At 72.0% G+C, this 22,559-nt stretch carries 25 protein-coding genes and 1 pseudogene; 17 read left to right on the forward strand and 9 right to left on the reverse strand.

The features are described 5' to 3' along the window. The first annotated feature begins 137 nt into the window (after positions 1-137). Positions 138-698 carry a TetR/AcrR family transcriptional regulator gene (locus ACZ4NB_RS11210; protein WP_467660344.1) on the forward strand — a complete coding sequence of 187 codons (561 nt, stop codon included), beginning with the start codon at positions 138-140 and terminating at the stop codon, positions 696-698. A gap of 60 nt (positions 699-758) precedes the next feature. On the opposite strand, the gene ACZ4NB_RS11215 is transcribed toward ACZ4NB_RS11210, so the two are convergent. Continuing rightward, positions 759-1,748: a DeoR/GlpR family DNA-binding transcription regulator gene (locus tag ACZ4NB_RS11215; RefSeq protein ID WP_467660255.1), complete on the reverse strand. Its 990-nt coding sequence runs from the start codon at positions 1,746-1,748 to the stop codon at positions 759-761. A gap of 308 nt (positions 1,749-2,056) precedes the next feature. Next, positions 2,057-3,502, reverse strand: a complete 1,446-nt coding sequence (locus ACZ4NB_RS11220; RefSeq protein ID WP_393489535.1) for an NAD(P)H-quinone dehydrogenase — start codon at positions 3,500-3,502, stop codon at positions 2,057-2,059. 140 nt (positions 3,503-3,642) lie between these two features. Here ACZ4NB_RS11220 and ACZ4NB_RS11225 point away from each other — a divergent pair, with 140 nt between their 5' ends. The 3 genes from ACZ4NB_RS11225 to ACZ4NB_RS11235 all read left to right on the forward strand — a co-directional run bounded on the left by ACZ4NB_RS11225 (position 3,643) and on the right by ACZ4NB_RS11235 (position 7,013). Beyond that, positions 3,643-4,080, forward strand: a complete 438-nt coding sequence (locus ACZ4NB_RS11225; protein ID WP_467660257.1) for a gamma-glutamylcyclotransferase family protein — start codon at positions 3,643-3,645, stop codon at positions 4,078-4,080. A gap of 178 nt (positions 4,081-4,258) precedes the next feature. Continuing rightward, the gene (locus tag ACZ4NB_RS11230; RefSeq protein ID WP_393489540.1) at positions 4,259-5,080 is read left to right on the forward strand and encodes a purine-nucleoside phosphorylase; all 822 of its coding nucleotides are present in this window, start codon (positions 4,259-4,261) and stop codon (positions 5,078-5,080) included. A 238-nt stretch (positions 5,081-5,318) separates the two neighbouring features. Next, positions 5,319-7,013, forward strand: coding sequence for a phospho-sugar mutase (locus ACZ4NB_RS11235; protein WP_467660258.1), 1,695 nt, complete (start codon positions 5,319-5,321; stop codon positions 7,011-7,013). A gap of 78 nt (positions 7,014-7,091) precedes the next feature. Here the strand turns inward: ACZ4NB_RS11235 and ACZ4NB_RS11240 are convergent, their stop codons facing one another. The 3 genes and pseudogenes from ACZ4NB_RS11240 to ACZ4NB_RS11250 form a co-directional block, all read right to left on the reverse strand. Continuing rightward, positions 7,092-7,298, reverse strand: a complete 207-nt coding sequence (locus tag ACZ4NB_RS11240) for a DUF397 domain-containing protein (protein WP_467660259.1) — start codon at positions 7,296-7,298, stop codon at positions 7,092-7,094. Beyond that, complete coding sequence (locus tag ACZ4NB_RS11245) at positions 7,298-7,507, reverse strand: DUF397 domain-containing protein (protein ID WP_467660260.1); 210 nt, start codon at positions 7,505-7,507, stop codon at positions 7,298-7,300. The genes ACZ4NB_RS11240 and ACZ4NB_RS11245 overlap by 1 nt, the downstream gene beginning before the upstream one ends. Then, positions 7,504-8,335 (reverse strand): annotated as a pseudogene (locus tag ACZ4NB_RS11250) (helix-turn-helix domain-containing protein). Before ACZ4NB_RS11250 ends, ACZ4NB_RS11245 begins: the two are co-directional and overlap by 4 nt. A 157-nt stretch (positions 8,336-8,492) precedes the next feature. Between ACZ4NB_RS11250 and ACZ4NB_RS11255 the strand changes: the two are divergent. The 3 genes from ACZ4NB_RS11255 to ACZ4NB_RS11265 all read left to right on the forward strand — a co-directional run bounded on the left by ACZ4NB_RS11255 (position 8,493) and on the right by ACZ4NB_RS11265 (position 10,740). Beyond that, positions 8,493-8,978, forward strand: a complete 486-nt coding sequence (locus ACZ4NB_RS11255; RefSeq protein ID WP_467660261.1) for an ATP-binding protein — start codon at positions 8,493-8,495, stop codon at positions 8,976-8,978. Positions 8,979-9,218: 240 nt separating this feature from the next. Beyond that, positions 9,219-10,103, forward strand: a complete 885-nt coding sequence (locus ACZ4NB_RS11260) for a helix-turn-helix domain-containing protein (protein WP_467660262.1) — start codon at positions 9,219-9,221, stop codon at positions 10,101-10,103. Between the two features lie 49 nt (positions 10,104-10,152). Continuing rightward, positions 10,153-10,740 (forward strand): Uma2 family endonuclease, encoded by a 588-nt coding sequence (locus ACZ4NB_RS11265; protein WP_467660264.1) that lies wholly within the window; start codon positions 10,153-10,155, stop codon positions 10,738-10,740. Positions 10,741-10,749: 9 nt separating this feature from the next. Here the strand turns inward: ACZ4NB_RS11265 and ACZ4NB_RS11270 are convergent, their stop codons facing one another. Then, positions 10,750-11,382, reverse strand: a complete 633-nt coding sequence (locus ACZ4NB_RS11270; RefSeq protein ID WP_467660266.1) for a PH domain-containing protein — start codon at positions 11,380-11,382, stop codon at positions 10,750-10,752. Positions 11,383-11,511: 129 nt separating this feature from the next. Here ACZ4NB_RS11270 and deoC point away from each other — a divergent pair, with 129 nt between their 5' ends. The 4 genes from deoC (at position 11,512) to ACZ4NB_RS11290 (ending at position 15,549) form a co-directional block, all read left to right on the forward strand. Then, positions 11,512-12,516: a deoxyribose-phosphate aldolase gene (gene deoC / locus ACZ4NB_RS11275; protein ID WP_467660268.1), complete on the forward strand. Its 1,005-nt coding sequence runs from the start codon at positions 11,512-11,514 to the stop codon at positions 12,514-12,516. 2 nt (positions 12,517-12,518) lie between these two features. Beyond that, complete coding sequence (locus tag ACZ4NB_RS11280) at positions 12,519-13,955, forward strand: aldehyde dehydrogenase family protein (RefSeq protein WP_467660270.1); 1,437 nt, start codon at positions 12,519-12,521, stop codon at positions 13,953-13,955. After that, positions 13,948-14,826: an aldehyde dehydrogenase family protein gene (locus tag ACZ4NB_RS11285; RefSeq protein WP_467660271.1), complete on the forward strand. Its 879-nt coding sequence runs from the start codon at positions 13,948-13,950 to the stop codon at positions 14,824-14,826. The genes ACZ4NB_RS11280 and ACZ4NB_RS11285 overlap by 8 nt, the downstream gene beginning before the upstream one ends. Positions 14,827-15,246: 420 nt before the next feature. Further along, entirely contained in the window at positions 15,247-15,549 is a 303-nt protein-coding gene (locus ACZ4NB_RS11290) for a hypothetical protein (RefSeq protein ID WP_467660273.1), read from the forward strand. A gap of 71 nt (positions 15,550-15,620) precedes the next feature. Here ACZ4NB_RS11290 and ACZ4NB_RS11295 read toward each other — a convergent pair whose 3' ends face one another. After that, a complete protein-coding gene (locus ACZ4NB_RS11295; protein ID WP_467660274.1) occupies positions 15,621-16,073 on the reverse strand; it encodes a hypothetical protein in 453 nt (150 codons plus the stop codon). Between the two features lie 150 nt (positions 16,074-16,223). Between ACZ4NB_RS11295 and ACZ4NB_RS11300 the strand changes: the two genes are divergently transcribed. Next, positions 16,224-16,853 (forward strand): uridine kinase family protein, encoded by a 630-nt coding sequence (locus ACZ4NB_RS11300; RefSeq protein WP_467660276.1) that lies wholly within the window; start codon positions 16,224-16,226, stop codon positions 16,851-16,853. A 213-nt stretch (positions 16,854-17,066) separates the two neighbouring features. On the opposite strand, the gene ACZ4NB_RS11305 is transcribed toward ACZ4NB_RS11300, so the two are convergent. Further along, positions 17,067-17,855, reverse strand: a complete 789-nt coding sequence (locus tag ACZ4NB_RS11305) for a SigE family RNA polymerase sigma factor (protein ID WP_467660277.1) — start codon at positions 17,853-17,855, stop codon at positions 17,067-17,069. 269 nt (positions 17,856-18,124) lie between these two features. On the opposite strand from ACZ4NB_RS11305, the gene afsQ1 reads away from it, so the two are divergent. The 5 genes from afsQ1 to ACZ4NB_RS11330 all read left to right on the forward strand — a co-directional run bounded on the left by afsQ1 (position 18,125) and on the right by ACZ4NB_RS11330 (position 22,084). Then, entirely contained in the window at positions 18,125-18,802 is a 678-nt protein-coding gene (afsQ1, locus tag ACZ4NB_RS11310; RefSeq protein WP_026169550.1) for a two-component system response regulator AfsQ1, read from the forward strand. After that, the gene (locus tag ACZ4NB_RS11315) at positions 18,799-20,532 is read left to right on the forward strand and encodes an ATP-binding protein (protein WP_467660279.1); all 1,734 of its coding nucleotides are present in this window, start codon (positions 18,799-18,801) and stop codon (positions 20,530-20,532) included. The genes afsQ1 and ACZ4NB_RS11315 overlap by 4 nt, the downstream gene beginning before the upstream one ends. Then, a complete protein-coding gene (locus ACZ4NB_RS11320) occupies positions 20,529-21,152 on the forward strand; it encodes a hypothetical protein (protein ID WP_467660281.1) in 624 nt (207 codons plus the stop codon). Before ACZ4NB_RS11315 ends, ACZ4NB_RS11320 begins: the two co-directional genes overlap by 4 nt. 145 nt (positions 21,153-21,297) lie before the next feature. Beyond that, the gene (locus tag ACZ4NB_RS11325) at positions 21,298-21,813 is read left to right on the forward strand and encodes a VanZ family protein (RefSeq protein WP_467660282.1); all 516 of its coding nucleotides are present in this window, start codon (positions 21,298-21,300) and stop codon (positions 21,811-21,813) included. Positions 21,814-21,859: 46 nt separating this feature from the next. Beyond that, on the forward strand, positions 21,860-22,084 hold the full coding sequence (locus ACZ4NB_RS11330) for a PspC domain-containing protein (protein ID WP_467660284.1): 225 nt from the start codon (positions 21,860-21,862) through the stop codon (positions 22,082-22,084). Between the two features lie 114 nt (positions 22,085-22,198). On the opposite strand, the gene ACZ4NB_RS11335 is transcribed toward ACZ4NB_RS11330, so the two are convergent. Further along, complete coding sequence (locus ACZ4NB_RS11335) at positions 22,199-22,462, reverse strand: hypothetical protein (RefSeq protein WP_467660286.1); 264 nt, start codon at positions 22,460-22,462, stop codon at positions 22,199-22,201. Between the last annotated feature and the right edge of the window lie 97 nt (positions 22,463-22,559).

Consider the following 22,559-nt stretch of genomic DNA (forward strand, 5'->3'; position numbering starts at 1 on the left):
TGGCATCCTGGATCCACCGGGCCGCAAACCGGCCGGGTCGAGGAAGGACGGCGATGGCGACGGAGACGGCAGGGCAGCGGCAGGCGGCGCGGGGTCCGATGGCGTCCGCACCGGCGCGGGCACACGACGTACGCCCCATGCGGGCCGACGCGCGCCGCAATTACGAACGGCTGCTGACCGAGGCCCGGACGGCCTTCACCGAACACGGCACGGACACCTCGCTGGAGGACATCGCCCGCCGCGCCGGTGTCGGCATCGGCACCCTCTACCGGCACTTCCCCAACCGCACCGCCCTGATGGGCGCGGTCTTCCAGAGCGAGGTGGAGGCCCTGCTGGCGTACGCCGGCCAGCTGGCCGACGCGCCCCAGCCGTGCGCCGCGCTGGTCGACTGGCTGCGCGCGATCATCACCCACGCCAGCACCTACCGCGGACTGTCGCGGGCCCTGATGACCGCCTCGGCGGACGAGAGCTCGGGCATGGCGCGGTGCAGCGTGCCGATGCGGGAGGCCGGCGGCGCACTGCTGGCCCGCGCCCAGCAGGCCGGGGCGGTACGCCCGGATGTGAGCATCGGCGATCTGATGCAGCTGACCAACGGCATCGCGCTGGCCGTCGAGGAGTCCCCGGACGATCCGAAGCTCGCCGACCGGCTGCTGAGGCTCACCCTGCGCGGACTGAAGCCGGAGAGCGGCTCTTCCTGAGAAGGCGCGCTGCCGGCAGGGCGCCTTCCCCGGGCCGGCCGCTCGCGCCGGCAGTCGCGCTCAGCGCCGCCGTGGCGCCAGATCGGCGACCCGGCCGCCGCCCGGCGGTTCGCTCAGCGACGCCGCCGGGCGCAGCTGCGGCCCACCGCCCGCGGCACCCGGCGCATGGCTGCGCCGCTGGCCCGGCAGCGGGACGTCCCGCCGCGGTCCCCTGCGGTCACCGGCCGAGCCGTCCAGGCCCGGCTGGCCCGCCGCGTGCCCCGCACCCGGACCGCCGGCGACGGCGATCTGGACCCCCTGGTCGGCCAGCGCCTGGAGTTCGGTGGCGGCGCGGTCGTCGTGGGCCGGCGGCTCGTCCGTGACCAGGCGGGTGATCACGTCCGTCGGGACGGTCTGGAACATCGTGTCGGAGCCGAGCTTGGTGTGGTCGGCGAGCACCACCACCTCCCCCGCCGCCTGGACCAGCGCCCGGTCGACGCTGGCGGAGAGCATGTTGGAGGTGGACAGGCCGCGCTCGGCGGTCAGACCGCTGCCCGACAGGAAGGCGCGGGAGACCCGCAGGCCCTGGAGGGACTGCTCGGCACCGCTGCCGACCAGCGCGTAGTTGGAGCCGCGCAGGGTGCCGCCGGTCATCACGACCTCGACGCGGTTGGCATGGGCCAACGCCTGGGCGACGAGCAGGGAGTTGGTGACGACGGTGAGTCCGGGGACACGGGCGAGCCGGCGGGCCAGCTCCTGGGTGGTCGTTCCCGCGCCGACGACAATGGCCTCGCCCTCTTCGACGAAGCCGGCCGCGAGATCGGCGATGGCCGTTTTCTCCGCGGTCGCTAGATGGGATTTCTGCGGGAATCCGGATTCCCTGGTAAAACCTCCCGGCAGGACCGCACCGCCGTGCCGGCGGTCGAGCAGTCCCTCTGCCTCCAGCGCCCGCACATCCCGCCGTACGGTTACTTCGGAGGTCTGGACGACGCGGGCGAGCTCCCGGAGCGAAACCGCCCCGTTGGCGCGCACCATTTCAAGGATCAATTGGCGACGTTCTGCAGCGAACACGAAACTGACAGTAACGCCAACGACCGTCTGTTTTCAGCAGGTTGCACCAATTAACGGAAGTTGTTCACAGCGCAAGGCGTGACGTGGTATGCGGCGCGCATATGTCGCGCCTACGTCGAACTGCCGCGCGGCACCGCCCGCTTGCTGCCTGGTCAGCCGCCCTGACGGCCGGTGCGGCGGCGCATCGCCGCCGCGGCCCGGCCGCCGGTCCATGCAGGGACGTTTCATCCCCAGTGCTCACGGGGGGCACAAAGTTTTCAATCGCCTATGGGCGCCAGGGTGTCGCTTCTTTGTCGCCAGAGGGCCGGTTACTCGCCCGCGGTCTTACGGGAGTGCAACTGCCGGGCGACCTCGGCGATCGAACCGGACAGCGACGGATAGACCGTGAAGGCGCTGGCGATCTGCTCGACCGTCAGATTGTTGTCGACCGCGATCGAGATGGGGTGGATCAGCTCGCTGGCACGCGGGGAGACCACCACACCGCCGACGACGATGCCCGTGCCCGGACGGCAGAAGAGCTTCACGAAACCGTCGCGGATGCCCTGCATCTTCGCGCGCGGGTTGCGCAGCAGCGGCAGCTTCACCACCCGGGCGTCGATCCGGCCGCTGTCGACGTCCGCCTGGGAGTAGCCGACGGTGGCGATCTCGGGGTCGGTGAAGACGTTCGCGGAGACGGTCTTGAGGTTCAGCGGCGTCACCGCGTCGCCGAGGAAGTGGTACATCGCGATCCGGCCCTGCATCGCGGCGACGGACGCCAGCGCGAAGACGCCGGTGCAGTCGCCGGCCGCGTACACGCCGGGGGCGGTGGTGCGCGAGACCTTGTCGGTCCAGACGTGGCCGGAGTCCTTGAGCTTGACGCCGGCCGCCTCCAGGCCGATCCCCTCGGTGTTGGGGATCGAGCCGACCGCCATCAGGCAGTGCGTACCGGAGATCGTCCGGCCGTCGGCGAGGGTGACCTCGACGCGGTCGCCGACCCGCTTGGCGGACTGCGCCCGCGAGCGCGCCATGACGTTCATGCCGCGGCGGCGGAAGACGTCCTCCAGGACGGCGGCGGCGTCCGGGTCCTCGCCCGGCAGCACGCGGTCGCGGGAGGAGACGAGGGTGACGCGGGAGCCGAGCGCCTGGTAGGCACCGGCGAACTCGGCGCCGGTGACACCGGAACCGACCACGATGAGCTCCTCGGGCAGCTCGTCGAGGTCGTAGACCTGCGTCCAGTTCAAGATCCGCTCGCCGTCGGGCAGCGCGTCGGGGATCTCGCGGGGGTGCGCGCCCGTGGCGATCAGCACGGCGTCCGCGATCAGGCCCTCGGACGTGCCGTCGGCGGCGGTCACCGTCACCTTGCGCGAACCGTCCGGCGCCTGGCCCGGCTCCAGCCGGCCGCGGCCGCGCATGACCCGGCCGCCGGCGCGGGTCACGGAAGCGGTGATGTCATGCGACTGGGCGAGCGCCAGGCGCTTCACACGCCGGTTGACCTTGCCGAGGTCGACGCCGACGACCCGGGCCGGCCGGTCGATGTGCGGCGTGTCGTCCTCGACGATGATGCCGAGCTCCTCGTACGAGGAGTCGAAGGTCGTCATCACCTCGGCCGTGGCGATAAGGGTCTTCGACGGCACGCAGTCGGTGAGCACCGACGCCCCGCCCAGACCGTCGCAGTCGACGACGGTCACCTCCGCGCCGAGAGAGGCCGCCACCAGGGCCGCTTCGTATCCGCCGGGTCCGCCACCGATGATCACGATCCGAGTCACGTACTCCATTGTCCCGCACGCCCGAAGCTCCCTCTCGCCCGGGGGCGCCGTGTGCGCCCCGCAGCCGTCCGGACGCCCTCCGCAGTGCCCGGTCGGACGAACCTCCGGTACCACGAGCCCGGCGGGCAACCTCCCGTACCCTCGGAACCATGTCGCTCTACGCCGCGTACGCCGGCAACCTCGACGCGCGGCTGATGTCCCGCCGCGCACCGCACTCGCCGCTGCGCGGCACCGGCTGGCTCAACGGCTGGCGGCTGACCTTCGGCGGCGAGCAGATGGGCTGGGAGGGCGCGCTGGTGACGGTCGTCGAGGACCCGGGCTCCCAGCTCTTCGTGGCCCTCTACGACATCGCCCCCATGGACGAGGAGTCCCTGGACCGCTGGGAGGGCGTCGGCATGGAGATCTACCGGCGGATGCGGGTGCGGGTGCACACCCTCGAAGGCGACGAGACGGCCTGGATCTATGTGCTCAACGGCTACGAGGGCGGACTGCCCTCCGCCCGGTACCTGGGCGAGATCGCGGACGCCGCGGAGTCGGCCGGCGCCCCGCACGACTATGTGATGGAGCTGCGCAAGCGGCCCTGCTGAGGAGCGTCCGGGCGGGCCGGGAACGCGGTGCGCCCGGGGCCGGGGCCCGGATGCGTCCGTACGGGTGTCGCGACGCGCCCGGGGGACGGGCCTTTGGCAAATGCCACAAGACAACGATCCCAGCACCGTGGGCAGCGACATCTACGCGCGTAGGGGATTACCGGCTACCCTCGTCCGCGTGAACGCATCTGTTACCCCGGACATCGCGCGCGACCCACAGGGTGCCGCCGCCGACGCCGCCGCCCGCCTGCGCGAGCTGACCGGCGCCGAGACCCACGACGTCGCCCTGGTGATGGGCTCCGGCTGGGCGCCGGCCGCCGAGGCCCTGGGCGCGCCCGAGCACGAATTCCCCGTCACCGAGCTGCCCGGCTTCCCGCCCCCGGCGGTCGCCGGCCACGGCGGCAAGATCCGCTCCTACCAGGTGGGCGCCAAGCGGGCGCTGGTCTTCCTGGGCCGCACCCACTACTACGAGGGCCGCGGCGTGGCCGCCGTCGCGCACGGCGTCCGTACCGCCGTGGCGGCCGGCTGCAAGACCGTCGTGCTCACCAACGGGTGCGGCGGCCTGCGCGAGGGCATGCGCCCCGGCCAGCCGGTCCTGATCAGCGACCACCTCAACCTCACCGCCACCTCCCCGATCGTCGGCGCCAACTTCGTCGACCTGACCGACCTGTACTCGCCGCGGCTGCGCGCGCTGTGCAAGGAGGTCGACGCGAGCCTGGAGGAGGGCGTCTACGCCCAGTTCCCCGGCCCGCACTACGAGACCCCGGCCGAGATCAAGATGATCCGCACGCTGGGCGCCGACCTGGTCGGCATGTCCACCGTCCTGGAGGCCATCGCGGCCCGCGAGGCCGGCGCCGAGGTGCTCGGCCTGTCGCTGGTGACGAACCTCGCCGCCGGCATGACGGGCGAGCCGCTCAACCACGAGGAGGTGCTCCAGGCCGGCCGCGACTCCGCGACCCGGATGGGCAGCCTGCTCGCCCAGGTGCTCGGCAAGCTCTGAGCCACCGCGGCGCCACGGCCGCGGCGGGTGCGCGGGCCGCGTCCCGGGCCGGTCCCCACGGACCGGCCGGACGCGCCGCCCGCCGCGCCGGCCCGCCACCGCCGCCCCGGCCCCGCATTGGCCGGATCTGCGGCTCCCCGCACGCGCCCACCGGGTAAGCGTGACGAGCCGGAGCGAAGCCGTGCCCACGGGCACCCGCAGCGCGCCCCCACCCCGCATCCACCGTCAGGAGCATCACGTGGCTACCGATCCCGCGGAGCTGATCAACCGGGCCCAGGCATGGCTGGCCGAGGACCCCGACCCGGAGACCCGGGAGGAGCTGTCCAAGCTCATCGAAGCCGCCGGCGACCCCGGCACCACGGCCGACCTGGCCGCGCGGTTCACCGGCACCCTGCAGTTCGGCACCGCCGGGCTGCGCGGTGAGCTGGGCGCGGGCCCGATGCGGATGAACCGCGCGGTGGTCATCCGGGCCGCGGCCGGCCTCGCCGCGTACCTCAAGGCCAAGGGCGAGGGCTCGGGCCTGGTCGTCATCGGCTACGACGCGCGCCACAAGAGCGCCGACTTCGCCCGCGACACCGCGGCCGTGATGGTCGGCGCGGGCCTGCGCGCCGCGCTGCTCCCGCGCCCGCTGCCCACCCCCGTACTGGCCTTCGCGATCCGCCACCTGGGCGCGGTGGCCGGCGTCGAGGTCACCGCCAGCCACAACCCGCCGCGCGACAACGGCTACAAGGTCTACCTGGGCGACGGCTCGCAGATCGTGCCGCCCGCGGACGGCGAGATCGCCGCCGAGATCGCCGCGATCCGCTCGCTGGCCGACGTACCGCGCCCCGAGTCCGGCTGGGACACCCTCGACGACGCCGTCCTCGCGGCCTACCTGGAGCGCACCGACGCCGTCCTGACCCCCGGCTCCCCCCGGGACGTGAAGGTCGTCTACACGCCGATGCACGGCGTCGGCCGGGACACCCTCCTCGCCGCCTTCGACCGGGCCGGCCTCCCGGCCCCCGCGGTCGTCGCCGAGCAGGCCGAGCCGGACCCGGACTTCCCCACGGTCGCCTTCCCCAACCCGGAGGAGCCGGGCGCGATGGACCTCGCGTTCGCCACCGCCCGGTCGAAGGGCACCGGCGAGGTGGACATCGTCATCGCCAACGACCCCGACGCGGACCGCTGCGCCGTCGCCGTACCGGCCCCCGGCACGCCCGAGGGCTGGCGGATGCTGCGCGGCGACGAGGTCGGCGCCCTGCTCGCCGCCCACCTGGTCGCCAAGGGCGCGTCCGGCACCTTCGCCACGACGATCGTCTCCTCCCAGCTGATGTCCCGTATCGCCGCCGGCGCCTCGCTCCCCTACGAGGAGACGCTGACCGGCTTCAAGTGGCTGGCCCGGGTGGACTCTCTGCGCTACGCCTTCGAGGAGGCGCTCGGCTACTGCGTCGACCCGCAGGGCGTACGCGACAAGGACGGCATCACCGCCGCCCTGCTGATCGCCGAACTGGCCGCGGAGCTGAAGGCTGCCGGGCGCGGCCTGCCGGACCTGCTGGACGAGCTGGCCGTGGAGCACGGGCTGCACGCCACCGACCAGCTCTCGGTCCGCGTCGAGGACCTGTCGCTGATCTCCGACGCGATGCGCAGGCTGCGCGAGCAGCCGCCGACCTCGCTGGCGGGCCTGACCGTGCAGCGCGCCGACGACCTGAACGAGGGCAGTGAGGCGCTGCCGCCGACCGACGGCCTGCGCTACTACCTCTCCGGCGCGCCGGAGGCCGGTATCGAGGCCGCCCGCGTCGTCGTCCGCCCCAGCGGCACCGAGCCCAAGCTCAAGTGCTACCTGGAGGTCGTGGTCCCGGTGGCATCGACGGACGGCCTGCCGGAGGCCCGCGGGCGCGCGGCCGGGACGCTGGCGGCCATCAAGGAGGATCTGTCGGTGGCGGCCGGGATCTGAGGGCCTTCTGCTCTTCTCACGCCATGTGCCCCGCTCCCGGGTTCACCGGGGAGCGGGGCGCGTTGCGTTCAGTCGTCTTCAGCGCTCGACCATGTACGTCACGAAGTCGGCCCACGCGGTCGGCGTGAAGCCGAGGCGGGGCCCATGGGTGTTCTTGGAGTCGCGCACATGGATCGTGCCGGGGGTGGTCGCGACCTCAACGCACTCACTGCTGTTGCTGCTGTCGCTATAGCTGCTCTTGAACCACTCCAGGTCGGCAGCACCCCCAACAGGGGACTTGGGCATCACGTCTCGACCACGTACGACACGAAGTCGGCCCACGCGCCAGCTGTGAAGCCGAGCCGGGGGCCGTGGGTGTTCTTGGAGTCGCGGACGTGGACGAGGCCGGGGGCGCTGGCGACTTCGACGCAGTCGTTGGGGTTGCTCGTGTCGCTGTAGCTGCTCTTGAACCACTGCAGCTCGGAACCATGCCCGGCGGAGAGCTTGTGGATCATGATTCTCCCAGCACTTGCTCGATGAAGGCCAGCGATTCTGCTGGCGCGAGAGCTTGTGCCCGGATGATGCCATACCTCAGCTCAAGGATGCGGAGCCGCCTGGGGTCGGAAACCGGACGACCAGCAAACTCATCGTCAATGCGCCCAACAGCCGAACCGTCAGCGAACTTCAGCACCTGAATCCGCCCGCCGGTTCCCGGGTGGTTCCACCGCGCAATCGGCATTACCTGGATCTCGACGTAGGGCAACTCGGCTAGCTGCAGAAGCCGTTCGAGTTGCCGACGCCATACCGTCACACCCCCGACGGGGCGCCGCAGTGACGCCTCCTCCAGCACAAAGCTGAGTTCAGGGGCAGGCGCCCGCTCAAAGATCGACCGTCGGGCCATGCGCGCGGCCACCGCTCGCTCCAACTCACCCTGCGACAGTGCGGGGCGCCGCGTACCGAGCAGCGCCCGCGCGTGACCCTCCGTCTGCAACAACCCGTGCAGGCTGTGACTGCCGTACGCCAAGAGCTCGACCGCACGCTCCTCCAACTTCGCCAGCTCCCGCACCTTCTTCGGGTACCGGGCCTCCGCCACATCCCGCTTCATGGCGGACAGCTTTCCGCCCGCCCTCCACCTTGTAGATCAGGTCCTCCCCATACCCGATCGCCGCCCCGAACTCCGCGGCCCGCAGCCCGGCCGCCTCGCGCCACGCCTTGAGCTGGCGGCCGACCGTCGCGACCACCGCCGCCCCCGACTCGTCGTCCGGATCGACGTCCCAGCCCGGCTCGTCCGCCCCGGTCTCCCCCGTCTCCCCGGTCCCCACGCTCTCGCCGTCTACGCCCATCCGCGCCCACCTCCGAGATCCGTTCCTGGTCAACGCCCCGACTCGGCGCGATGTCACTCCGGACAGCCGGGACAGCACCGGACAAGCCCGGGACAGTCTCCGTACGCAAGGGCGCCACCGCTGTGCACGGTACGCACGCATCGCCACGCTGAGTGACATGAACCGAGAAATCCCCCAAACCGACACCCGCACACGGCAGTTCGCGGTCCAGCTCTCCGCCACCCGACGAGGCGCCCGGCTCGCGAGGCTGCTCGCCACCGAACAACTCCGTTCCTGGGGGCTCCCCATGGACACCGCCGCCCACGTCATCGCCGAACTCGCCGCGAATGCCGTGCTTCATGGCCGCGTACCGGGGCGGGACTTCCGGCTCATGCTGACCGTGCACGGCGACACACTGCGTATCGAGGTGACCGACGCCCGCGCCGAGCGGCTGCCCGTCCTCGCGGAGCGCCCGGAGCACCCGGAGCCTCCGGCCGACAGCGAGTCGGGCCGCGGACTGCTCCTCGTCGCGGCGCTCGCCGACCGCTGGGGCGTCACCCCGGGACCCGTCCCCTGCAAAACGGTGTGGGCGGAAATCGCCCTGGTCACCACGCCGTTCACCGCATCGCACCTGCCGCGACCCGGTGGAGCACGACGCGGGTGACCACGACGCGACGCGCCACGACATCAAGGCTTAAAGAACCGGGAAATCCCCGGGAAAATACCCTTCCCCACCCCTCCGGCCTCCCGTCACCCACTCAGGTGACATCGCCCAACTGGGCTGGATTTCCTACGGGTTCACCGGCATATGCTCGCCGCAACAACTCCAGACATGCGACGGCCCCCGGCCGGGACTCGCAATCCCGATCGAGGGCCTGACCACCGAGGAAGTAGGAGCTTCCCGATGGCTTTGCAGCACCCTAGCGCGCCCTCGCGCGCCTCGTCTCCCGTTCCCCGCCCGACCGCCCGATCCGGTGTCATTCACGTCAACATCCGGCACACCACCCGCTACACGGTCGTCGGCAACCACCTCGCCCAGCACCGCGAGCTCTCCCTCGTCGCGATCGGGCTCGCCGTCCACATCCAGTCGCTGCCTGTGGGCGCCCTGGTCGGCATCAAGTTCCTGTCGGCCCGCTTCCCCGAGAGCGAGCACCGCATCGCCGGGGCGCTACGGGAGCTGGAGGCCCACGGCTATCTGAAGCGCACCAGGGAACGACTCCCCGGCGGCAAGGTCGTCACCCGAACTGTCTCGTACAACCAGCCGGGCACGGCCGTCACAGCGGCACCCAGGCCGACCCGCACGCCCGAGCGCCCCCAGAAGCCGACGCCGGCCGCCCCGAAGCCCACGCCAGAAGCCACCCGGCCCCCAGCACCCGACCCCACTCCCGTACCTCGGGAACGTCTCCCCGAGCCGTGCAGCCCTGCCCCTGAGCATCACCGCACCGCCGCCGCCCTCCTCTCGGAGCTGCACCGCCATGCACCACGGCTGCTGCTTGCCGAGCAGGACGTACGCCGCCTGACCCCGGCAGTGGCGGCCTGGCTGGAGCGCGGCGCCGCCCCCGATGCCGTACGACGCACCCTGACTGCACGCCTCCCCGACGACCTGAAGCACCCGGCCGGCCTGCTCGCACACCGCCTCACCGCGCTGCTGCCGCCGCCCGTACACGCCACACCGCTCGTGGCACGCCCCCATCCACTCCAGACCTGCGAAGACTGCGACCGCGCCTTCCGCGCACCCGAACCGGGCCGCTGCCGCGACTGCCGGTCCGACCACAGAAAGGCCGCCTAGCATGAACGTGACGACCCTTGCCCCTGAGCACAGACGAGGAGCGCACGCCATGACCATCGCCCCGGACGGCACGCGAAATGGCAGCTCCGAGTACCGAGCGATGCGCGACATCGCCGAACGGATGCAGGACGCCATTCCCGGCAAATTCGAGATCACCAAGGAAGGAATCATCCACGACATGATGTCGCCGGGGCGTCCCCACGAGTTCACCGCGGGGCTGGTCAGCCGCCTTCTGGAACGAGAGCTGCCGGACGGGGTCTGGGCATACACCGGCACGCCCGACGTGGAGGATCAGGTCCAAGGCATCATGCGCCATCCCGATGTGATGGTGATCGCCGTGGAGGACATGAAAGGCAAGGGTTCCTTCGACCCCCGCACCCTCATGGCCGCGATCGAGATCGTCTCCCACTCCAACCCCGACAACGACTGGGTGAGCAAGATGCGGGACTACCCGCTGCTCGGTATCCCCATCTACGCGGTCTTCGATCCGCGCGAGGGAAAGGGAGCCGTCCTCTCCGACATCCACTCCACCCCCGACGGCCCCCGCTACGCCACCCGCAAGGACTTCCTCTACGGCGAGGACATCACCATCGGCGAGTGGACGATCTCGACCGAGGGCCTGCCCCGCTACGAGTAGCCCGGGCACTCAGAGCGCGATCATCACCGCAAGCCCGACGGCGCCCACCACACTCGGCGCGAGAACCTCGTACGCCCACCGCACCACCGGCTCCCCCTGAGCGCCCTCCCGCCCCGCCGCCCGCTCCTTCAGCTCGCGCAGCTCGTCCAGCGACTGGTCGGCCATCGCGCGCGGCACCGGGCCGCCGGCGTCGGCGTTCGGCCCGAAACGGGGGCCGGCCGCGCCCGCGCCGCGCATCGCCTGCCGATGGGCCTTCTTGCGCTGGCGCAGCGAGACCGGGATCGCCCACAGCTGGTACGTGCCGCCGTCTGCGGTGGCGACCTCGGTGGAGAAGGACGCCCGCAGCCCCTCGACCGCGGCCCACGGCAGCGTGATCGTGCGGAACGGATTGCGCACCAGCAGCCGGTCCTCGCCCGCGCGCACCAGCGGCCGCAGGGTGTAGGCGGCCACCAGCGGCACGCCGAGGAGCAGAGCGAACAGCGCCGTCAGCCGGGTGCGGGCATCGCCCCGCAGCAGCGCGTCGCCGCCCAGCCACAGGCCGAGCAGCAGGAGCAGCACACCGCCGACGAGGGCCGCCGGCGAGCGGTAGGTGCGCTCGGCGTACTGCTGCGGCGGCGGGGTGGCGCGTTCCTGGCTCGTCATGCCGCCGATTCTGCCCGACCGTCCGGATGCCGGACATTGCGTTACGGCATCATTCGGGTGCGGGGCGGGATTTGGCCGCCGAGGGGGATGACATTGCGCTACGCGCGTAGATATGCTCCCCTCGTGACCATGCCCATCACTGTTCCCGCATACGGCAAGGAAGCCGCGGGGCGTCTGGCGTCAATGGCGGACGTGACCGCCGACGACGGTGCGCTGCGCCGCTTCCTCCACGGCCTCCCCGGCGTCGACGCGGTCGGCCTTGAGGCCCGCGCCGCCACCCTCGGCACCCGCTCGATCAAGACGACGGCGAAGGCGTACGCCATCGACCTCGCCATCTCGATGATCGACCTGACGACCCTCGAAGGCGCGGACACCCCGGGCAAGGTCCGGGCGCTGTGCGCCAAGGGCATCCACCCCGACCCCACCGACCGCACGGCCCCCAAGGTCGCCGCGATCTGCGTCTACCCCGACATGGTCGCGACGGCCAAGGAGGCGCTGCTCGCCGGCGGCGCTCCCGACATCCACGTCGCGTCCGTGGCCACCGCCTTCCCGGCCGGCCGCGCCGCGCTGCCGGTCAAGCTCGCCGACACCCGTGACGCGGTCGCGGCCGGCGCCGACGAGATCGACATGGTGATCGACCGGGGCGCCTTCCTCGCCGGCCGCTACATGGCGGTCTTCGAGGAGATCAAGGCCGTCAAGGAGGCGTGCGCCCGTCCCGACGGCAGCGCCGCCCACCTCAAGGTCATCTTCGAGACCGGCGAGCTCCAGACGTACGACAGCGTCCGCCGTGTCTCCTGGCTGGCGATGCTGGCCGGTGCCGACTTCATCAAGACCTCCACCGGCAAGGTCGCGGTGAACGCCACCCTGCCGGTCACGCTGCTGATGCTGGAGGCGGTGCGCGACTTCCACGCCGCCACCGGCGTCCAGGTCGGGGTCAAGCCGGCCGGCGGTATCCGTACGACCAAGGACGCGGTCAAGTACCTGGTGACGGTCAACGAGACGCTCGGCGAGCCCTGGCTGACCGCCGACTGGTTCCGCTTCGGCGCCTCCAGCCTCCTGAACGACCTGCTGATGCAGCGCCAGAAGCTCAGCACCGGCCGCTACTCCGGCCCCGACTACGTCACGGTGGACTGACCATGGCCAATCTCTTCGAGTACGCACCGGCGCCCGAGTCGCGCGCGGTCGTCGACATCGCGCCGTCCTACGGCCTGTTCATCGACGGCGAGTTCGCCGAGGCCGCCGACGGCAAGGTCTTCAAGACCGTCTCGCCGTCCACCGAGGAGGCCCTCTCCGAGGTCGCCCAGGCCGGTGAGGCCGACGTCGAGCGTGCCGTGAAGGCCGCCCGCAAGGCGTTCGAGAAGTGGTCGGCGCTGCCCGGCGCCGAGCGCGGCAAGTACCTCTTCCGCATCGCCCGGATCATCCAGGAGCGCTCCCGCGAGCTGGCCGTCCTGGAGACGCTGGACAACGGCAAGCCGATCAAGGAGACCCGCGACGCGGACCTCCCCCTGGTCGCCGCGCACTTCTTCTACTACGCGGGCTGGGCCGACAAGCTCGACCACGCGGGCTTCGGCCCGAACCCGGCGCCGCTGGGTGTCGCGGGCCAGGTCATCCCCTGGAACTTCCCCCTCCTCATGCTGGCCTGGAAGATCGCCCCGGCGCTCGCCACCGGCAACACGGTCGTGCTCAAGCCCGCCGAGACCACCCCGCTCTCCGCGCTGTTCTTCGCCGACATCTGCCGCCAGGCGGGCCTGCCCAAGGGCGTCGTCAACATCCTTCCCGGTTACGGGGACACCGGCGCCGCGCTCGTCGCCCACCCGGACGTGAACAAGGTCGCCTTCACCGGCTCCACGGCCGTCGGCAAGGAGATCGCCCGCACGGTCGCCGGCACGGACAAGAAGCTCACCCTGGAGCTGGGCGGCAAGGGCGCCAACATCGTCTTCGACGACGCGCCCCTCGACCAGGCCGTCGAGGGCATCGTCACGGGCATCTTCTTCAACCAGGGCCAGGTCTGCTGCGCGGGCTCGCGCCTGCTGGTCCAGGAGTCGATCCAGGACGAGCTGCTGGAGCGCCTCAAGCGCCGGCTGTCCACGCTGCGCCTGGGCGACCCGCTCGACAAGAACACCGACATCGGCGCCATCAACTCCGCCGAGCAGCTGGCCCGGATCACCGCGCTCGCCGAGACCGGCGAGGCCGAGGGCGCCGAGCGCTGGTCCCCCGACTGCGAACTGCCCACCTCCGGCTACTGGTTCGCCCCGACGCTCTTCACGAACGTCACCCAGGCGCACACGGTCGCCCGCGACGAGATCTTCGGCCCGGTGCTGTCGGTGCTGTCCTTCCGCACGCCCGACGAGGCCGTCGCCAAGGCCAACAACACCCAGTACGGCCTGTCGGCGGGTATCTGGACGGAGAAGGGCTCGCGCATCCTCGCGGTCGCGAACCAGCTCCGGGCGGGCGTCGTCTGGGCCAACACTTTCAACAAGTTCGACCCGACCTCGCCGTTCGGCGGCTACAAGGAGTCGGGCGCCGGCCGCGAGGGCGGCCGCCACGGCCTGGAGGCGTACCTCGATGTCTGACAAGCCCGAGAAGACCGAGCGACTCTCCGTCCTCAAGACCTACAAGCTGTACGTCGGCGGGAAGTTCCCGCGTTCCGAGAGCGGCCGGGTGTACGAAGTGCAGGACGCCAAGGGCAAGTGGCTGGCCAACGCCCCTCTCTCCTCCCGCAAGGACGCCCGTGACGCGGTCGTGGCCGCGCGCAAGGCGTTCGGCGGCTGGTCCGGCGCGACCGCGTACAACCGCGGCCAGGTCCTCTACCGCGTCGCGGAGATGCTGGAGGGCCGCAAGGACCAGTTCGTACGGGAGGTGGCGGAGGCCGAGGGCCTCTCCAAGTCCAAGGCAGCGGCCCAGGTCGACGCGGCGATCGACCGCTGGGTCTGGTACGCGGGCTGGACCGATAAGATCGCGCAGGTCGTGGGCGGGGCGAACCCGGTCGCGGGCCCGTTCTTCAACCTCTCGACCCCCGAGCCGACCGGCGTGGTGGCCGTCCTGGCCCCCCAGGAGTCCTCCTTCCTCGGCCTGGTCTCGGTGCTCGCCCCGGTCATCGCGACCGGGAACACCGCCGTGGTCGTCGCCTCCGAGAAGGCCCCGCTCCCCGCGCTGTCGCTGGGCGAGGTCCTGGCCACCTCGGACGTACCGGGCGGCGTGGTCAACGTGCTGTCCGGCAGGACCGCGGAGATCGCGGCCCCGCTCGCCGCGCACCAGGACGTCAACGCCCTCGACCTGACGGGCGCGGACGCCGACCTGGCCCGCGATCTGGAGGTCGCGGCGGCCGACAACCTCAAGCGCGTACTGCGTCCACAGCCTGTGGACTTCGCCGCCGACCCGGGCACCTCCCGCCTGACCGCCTTCCTGGAGACGAAGACGGTCTGGCACCCGATGGGCGTCTAGCCCGACATACGGAGCGGCGCCGGACCGGTGCCCGAGCGGCGCCGGCGGACCGGCAGTGCGGGGCCTCACCTCTTGCGGGGTGGGGCCCCGCACCGCTGGCGGCGGCCGGCGCGGCGGCGGCGGTGGCCAAGGCGGGCATCACCTCGGCCCGGGTCGCCGACAAACTGCGCGACCTGGCCACCGAACTGAAGGCCCTCGTCAACATCATCAAGCTGCTGAAAAAAGCAAAGAAGATGTCGAAGGTCAAGAAGCTCAAGCCCTGGACCTGGAAGCACATCAAGGACCCGGGCGAGGCCGAGAAGTTCGCCACGGCGCTCGCCGCCAAGCATGCGCTCAAGGCCATCAAGGCCCCGATGAAGGGGGCCGTCGAGCTCGGCATGGGCGGCCTGGGCTTCTCCGGTGACCCGACCCAGGCGGAGCATGGCGGGACGCTTCCACGTCCAGCTCACCAACGCGGGCGGCGAGCCCCGCCACCAGGCGGTCACCGACCGCCGGCTGTTCGTGGTCGTGGACCACGCCACCGGCTGGCGGGAGCGGGCGCCGGAACTGGAGGTAGCGGTGGAGGTGCCGCGCACCGACATCGCGCAGCTGCGGCCCAAGCCGCGTACGACGTTCCCGCGCGGCCGCTTCGACCTGGTCTTCACCGACGGCTCGTGGATCGCGCTCAGCTGCTCCTTCCAGCGGGACATGGAGGCGCTGGTGGGGGCCTTCTACGGGCGCTGAGCACGACCGTGCCCGGGTGCCGGGCACGCCTTGGCCGGGTGCCGTCGAGTGCACCCGGCCCGGGGGGTGTCTCAGCCCGGAAGCACCTTCGTCGCCCGCCCCACCACCGGCAGGTGCCTGAGCGCGCCGCCGTTCGACAGGGTGCCGGTCACCTGCTTGGTGCTCATCGGCTTGAAGTCGGCGACCCGGGTGGCGACGGCGTTGTCGAGCGGGTCGACGGAGGTGTTCGCCATCGGGTTCAGCTTGAGGTCCTTGACCGGGCCGAGGCCGCCGCCCGTGGACTTGAGCGTCGCACCGGTCAGCGCCGTGGTCATGGCGCCGGTGTCGGTGTTGCTCGACGGGATGAACGACGGGGTGGACGACGGGACGAACGAGGGGGTGGCCGACGGGTTGAACGCCGGGGCCGCGCTCGCCGTCGCCGCACCGCCCCCGGCGATCGCGGCGCCGGCCGCGGAGACCACCAGGCCGACGCGCAGCAACGTGCGCGGGGCGCGGCCGGGCTTGGGACGTACCGGGAAGAGCATGTTGTGCCACCTGCCTATGGATCGAAAGGCTGCACGAGCATGTGCGCTCGGTAACCAACTAGTTTCGCAGCGTAGTTGAGGGCCCGGTTCCCGATCCACCTCGCGCGCCAGGGGTAGCCCACACGGCGCAATACGCGACAATGGCTACCCGTGAGCTCCCACTCCCCCGCCCGCGTCGTCCTGCTGACCGGCCCCTCCGGCTCCGGCAAGACGTCCCTGGCCGCACGCAGCGGCCTGCCCGTCCTCAACCTCGACGACTTCTACAAGGAGGCGACGGACCCGACGCTGCCCCAACTCCCCGACGGCGGCGGCGCCGACTGGGACTCACCGCTCTCCTGGGACGCCGACACCGCCGTCGCGGCCATCGCCGCACTGTGCCGTACGGGACGCTGCGAGGTCCCCGTGTACGACATCTCCGCCAGCGCCCGGGTCGGCACGGCCCGGCTCGACCTCGGCGGCGCCGGGCTGTTCATCGCCGAGGGCGTCTTCGCCGCCGACGTCATCGCGGCCTGCCGCACGGCGGGCCTGCTGGCCGACGCCCTGTGCCTGCGCGGCCGCCCGGCCACCACCTTCCGCCGCCGACTGGTCCGCGATCTGCGCGAGGGCCGCAAGTCCGCCCCGTACCTGGTCCGCCGCGGCCTGCGCCTGATGCGCGGCGAACGCTCCATCGTCGCCCGCCAGACGGCCCTGGGCGCCCACCCCTGCGCCAAGCCGGAGGCCCTGGACCGCATATGGGCGGCCGGCGCGGTGGACCCGGCGGGCGCGGCCGTGGGCTCCTGACCCGGCGGCCGGGGCACCCGTAGGCAGTCGCGGCACACGCGGAAGCGGGCTCGGGCAGACCCCCCGGCCGCCCGAACCCGCTTCCTTCCCCCCGTGCTCCCCCGTATCCCCCGATACGCCCGGCCCTTGCGGATCGCTCCGCCGGAGCCGGTTCCCCCGTATCCCCTTATCCCCTCGGGCGTTTCCCGTTCCCCCTCGGGCTCCCCCGGCCCTTCAGGCCACCAGCTCGCCGAAGGACTCCTCCTCGTCACGGCCGAAGCTGAGGACCTCGTCCTCGCGCAGCCGGCGCAGGGCGCGCCAGATGCTCGACTTCACCGTGCCGACACTGATGTTCAGGATGTCCGCGATCTCCGGGTCCGTACGGCCCTCGTAGTACCGCAGCACCAGCATGGTGCGCTGCGGCTCGGGCAGCCGCGCCAGCGCCTGCCACAGCACCGCACGCAGCTCGGTGCCGCGCATCGCGTCCACGTCGCCCGCCGTCTCCGGCAGCTCCTCGGTCGGGTACTCGTTGAGCTTGCGGCGGCGCCAGGCACTGATGTGCAGATTCGTCATCGTGCGCCGCAGATAGCCGCCGAGCGCCGCCTTGTCGCTGATCCGGTCCCAGGCCCGGAACGTCGAGAACAGCGCGCTCTGCAGCAGGTCCTCGGCCTCGTAGCGGTCGCCGGTCAGGTGGTAGGCGGTGGCGTACAGGGAGGCGCGGCGCTCCTGGACGTAGGCGGTGAAGGCCGCTTCGGCCTCGGCCGCCTCCGACGCGGAACGCCGTTCCCCCGTGGCCTCCCCGTACTCCGCTCCCCCGTGGGCCGCGTCTCCCCCGTGGCCCGTGCTTCCCCCGTCGACGGCCACCTTCGTGGCGTCGATGGCCACCATGAAAGGCAGCCGCTGACGCCCGGTGCCGCGAGCGCACCCCCGCCCGCTCACGACACCGGACTTCTCCGTGGTCCGTACGACATCGTGAAGTCGCGTGATAACTGCGCTGGAAGCCGTGCCGTGCAGTGTGTTCATCTCGCGCCCCCCGTCGTAGAGCCAGCTCAATCGGTGTCTCCCCGGGTGTTGATCTCTCCCGGTGCCCAAAAGACTGCCAACCCAGTTTCATCGCGTTGTCCGCCGACTGTCACAGACCTGTCACAGCGCCCCGGCGGCCCGACCGCAACCCCCACGGCTCCGCCCCGGCCCACCACGACGCACCCGTGGCGGCACGACTCACCCGAGACGGCCACGACGCACCCGCGGCAGGTCGATGTCCAGGCGTCCCATGGGACAGAATGGCTGCCGTGCCCTTCCTGTTGCTGATCGAGGACGACGACGCCATCCGCACGGCCCTCGAACTCTCACTGTCCCGCCAGGGTCACCGTGTGGTGACCGCGGCGACGGGCGAGGACGGCCTGAAGCTGCTGCGCGAGCAGCGCCCGGACCTGATCGTGCTGGATGTGATGCTGCCGGGCATCGACGGCTTCGAGGTGTGCCGGCGGATCAGGCGTACGGACCAGCTGCCCATCATCCTGCTCACCGCGCGCAACGACGACATCGACGTCGTGGTGGGCCTGGAGTCCGGCGCCGACGACTATGTCGTCAAACCGGTCCAGGGACGGGTGCTGGACGCCCGCATCCGGGCCGTACTGCGCCGCGGCGAACGCGAGTCCAGCGACTCGGCGACGTTCGGCTCGCTGGTCATCGACCGGTCGGCGATGACCGTCACCAAGAACGGCGAGGATCTGCAACTGACGCCGACCGAGCTGCGGTTGCTGCTGGAGCTGAGCCGCCGGCCCGGCCAGGCGCTGTCCCGGCAGCAGCTGCTGCGGCTGGTGTGGGAGCACGACTACCTGGGCGACTCGCGCCTGGTGGACGCCTGTGTGCAGCGGCTGCGCGCCAAGGTGGAGGACGTACCGTCCTCGCCGACGCTGATCCGCACCGTCCGCGGCGTCGGCTACCGACTGGACTCCCCGCAGTGACGGAACGTTCCCACAGCAGTGGGACGGCGCACGAGAACGCGGACGGCCCGGCCCCGTCCGGACGGCGGGTGCCCCGGCTGCTCGGCCGGGCGTCGGGACTGCTGCGCTGGACGAGCCTGCGGCTGCGGCTGGTCGTGGTCTTCGGGCTGGTCGCGCTGACCGCCGCGGTCTCCGCGTCCGGCATCGCGTACTGGCTCAACCGCAACACCGTCTTGGACCGCACCCAGAACGCCGTCCTCAAGGACTTCCGCAAGTCACTGGAGGACAGCACACGGTCGCTGCCGCTGCGCCCCCGGTGCACCGAACTCCAGGACGCTGCGCGCCAGATAGCCGGCGGACCGCAGAACTACGCGGTGCTGCTGATCGGCGTGGACCGCGAGGGCAAGGACTGCGCGGCGACCACGGACAAGGACCTGCTGACCCTGCACAGCGTGCCCGACGCGCTGCGCGGCGCGGTCAACGAAGTGCGCCCGGTCGACGAGTCCAACCCCTCCGCCCACCATCTGTACTGGCAGCGCAAGCAGGTCGGGGACACCCCCTACCTCGTCGCCGGCGCCAAGGTGATCGGCGGCGGACCGACCGGCTACATGATGAAGTCGCTGGCCGCCGAGCGGCAGGACCTCAACTCGCTGGCCTGGTCCCTCGGCATCGCCACCGCGCTGGCGCTGGTCGGCTCCGCGCTGCTGGCCCAGGCCGCCGCGACGACCGTGCTGCGGCCCGTACAGCGGCTGGGACACGCGGCGCGGCAGCTGGGCGAGGGGCGGCTGGAGACCCGACTGCGGGTGACCGGCACGGACGAACTCGCCGATCTGTCGCGTACGTTCAACCGCACGGCGGAGCGGCTGCAGCAGCGGGTCGAGGAGCTGAGCGCCCGCGAGGCCGCCTCCCGCCGCTTCGTCGCCGACATGTCGCACGAACTGCGCACGCCCCTGACGGCGATCACCGCGGTCTCCGAGGTGCTGGAGGAGGAGGCCGACTCCCTCGACCCGATGATCGCGCCCGCCGTCCAGCTGGTGGTCAGCGAGACCCGCCGGCTCAACGACCTGGTGGAGAACCTGATGGAGGTCACCCGCTTCGACGCGGGGACGGCCCGGCTGGTGCTCGACGACGTCGACGTCGCCGACCAGGTCACCGCCTGCATCGACGCGCGGGCCTGGCTGGACGCGGTGGACCTGGACGCGGACCGCGGCATCGTGGCCCGGCTGGACCCGCGGCGCCTCGACGTCATCCTGGCGAACCTCATCGGCAACGCACTCAAGCACGGCGGGTCGCCGGTGCGGGTGTCGGTCCGCACGGAGCACGGGGACGGCGGCGAGCAGCACCCGCGGGACGCGGCCGGCGACGACCGGGGCGGTGCGGCCGCGGCCGGCGCGACGGAGGCGCCCGAGAGCGCCGACGAAGGGCCCGCCGAGCGGGCCGAGGACACCGGCCGGGCCGGCGGCGGCGAGCTGGTCATCCGCGTGCGCGACCACGGGCCCGGCATCCCCGAAGAGGTCCTCCCGCACGTCTTCGACCGCTTCTACAAGGCGAGCGCGTCCCGCCCGCGGTCCGAGGGCAGCGGTCTGGGCCTGTCGATCGCGTTGGAGAACGCGCACATCCACGGAGGCGAGATCACCGCGGCCAACCTCCCCGAAGGCGGCGCGGTCTTCACCCTGCGGCTGCCCATGGACGCCTCCCGGCTGGCCGGCGGCGACAACGCGGTCACCCGGGGCACGGAGGACGAGCGATGACACCGACCGGACAGAGGTGGCGGCGCGCCGCCGGTGCGGCGGCGCTCGCGCTGGCCGCCGCGGGCTGCGGGATCCGGGGCACGTCCGTGCCCGTCGACGCCGGCGGCGCGCCCTCGCGGGTGAGCTGCAAGGCGTCGGACGAAGCGTCGCCGGGCACGCCCGGCGGCGCGCAGACCGCCGTCTATCTGGTGTGCGGCTCGGCGCTGGTGCAGGTCGAGCGGACGGCGCCGCCGGCCAAGGACACCACGGCCGCCGATCCGCGGCTGCGGGCCGCCCGTACGCTCCTGGCCGAGCTGCAGCGCCCACCGTCCGCGGACGAGGAGACGGCCGGGTTCAGCAGCGCGCTGCCCCAGGGGCTGAAGGTCGACGGGCCGCGCCGCGGCGACCCGGCGGAGGCGCTGCGGCTGAGCATCCGGCCGGACGACCTGCCGTCCTTCGCGCTGGCGCAGCTGGTGTGCACCTACGGCACGAGCCCGGCGCTGGGGCGTACGCACGCGGCCGTCCTCGGCGGACCGGGCGACGACACGGCACACCGCTACGACTGCTCCGCCGATGTGCTGGCCCACCCGGACATAGCGGAACACGCCGGGTGGGGCGACCCGCTGTCGCAGCAGGACTAGAGAGAACCGGGCGGCCGGGGGCGGGCCACGGCGGGCACGGCGGGCACGGCCAAGACGGGTGCAATGGGGCGGAACCGCGGGCCCCACTACCGGCGTCCTGGCCTTTGTGCAGCGTCATGGCTCCGGCACCACCGCCGTCCCCCGTATGCGCGTCACAGGACTTCTCCTCCTCGTGGCGCATCTGCTGACCGTCGGCTGGCTCACGCTGCGTCCTCGTTCGGTGCCATGGGTGCCCGCCGCGAACCTCCGGCCGCTGGCCACGATCAGGGCCGAGCTGGCGCACGGCGTGACGTGGGAGGCTCTGGGGCACCTGGGCGGCCCGGTGCTGCTGCTGGCGCCGCTGGGCGTGCTGCTCCCGCTCTCGGCCGGGCGGCTGCACGTCTCGCCGCTGGTGTCGCTGACCCGCACGGTCTTCGCCGGCGCGATGATCGCGCTGGCCATCGAGCTGCTGCAGTCAGGGGTACCCGGACGGGTCCCCGATGTCGACGCGGTGCTGCTGAACACCCTCGGAGTGGCGCTGGTGCACCTGCTGGTCGTCCCTGGGGCCCGGTCCCGGCTCCGCCGACGGTACGAGGAACCCGGGGGTGCGACCCCGAGGATCCCCAGGGTCGGACTGGCTCCGCAGGCTGACGCGCTGTCGGGCGGCCGGACCTACCTTTGAGACATCGGGGCAAACGCCCCACGAAGTCGAAAAGGAGTCGCCCCTCATGGCCGCGCAACTGGTCCGCCCGAGCAACAACCGAATGATCGCCGGAGTGTGCGCGGGCCTGGCCCGTCGCTTCGGTACGACCCCGACGACGATGCGCGTGATCTTCCTGGTGTCGTGCCTGCTGCCCGGCCCGCAGTTCCTGGTCTACCTGGCGCTGTGGATACTCCTGCCCTCGGAGGAGAAGGCGAAGGCCGCCGGCGCCGCGGGTGCCGCCGGCTGGTGACCCGCCGCGGCAGTGCCCGGCCCGGACATGACGGCGCCCCGGCCGCAGCTGCAAGAGCATACGGCCAGGGCACGGCACGTCACGCGTCCCTGGAGGACGGAGCGGGGAGCGGGATCAGCTGCCCAGGGCCTTGGAGACGGCGCTGGTCGGCAGGCCGCCCAGCAGGTTGCCCTGGGAGTTCAGCGGCGTCCTGACGTTGCCGACCGGCGTCTTGGTGCCCTTGAGGACCTTGCCGGTGTCCTTCACCGGCAGGTTCTTGAGCACGCCCTTGGCGTCCGGCGCGCTCACCTGCGCGGCGCTGGCTGCGCCCGCCGCGGTGACGGCGATGGCGGCGCCCAGAGCGGCGGCACCGAGAGTCTTGATGGTTCCCTGCTTCATCGAATTACGTCCTCAATTGACGGGAGCTTGACCGGCAAATCAACCTAGTGAGGCTGCAACCGGCGCCGCAAACAGCCACGAGGAAAGAAAAAACGGC

The organism is Streptomyces sp. NPDC026575 (assembly GCF_055567415.1).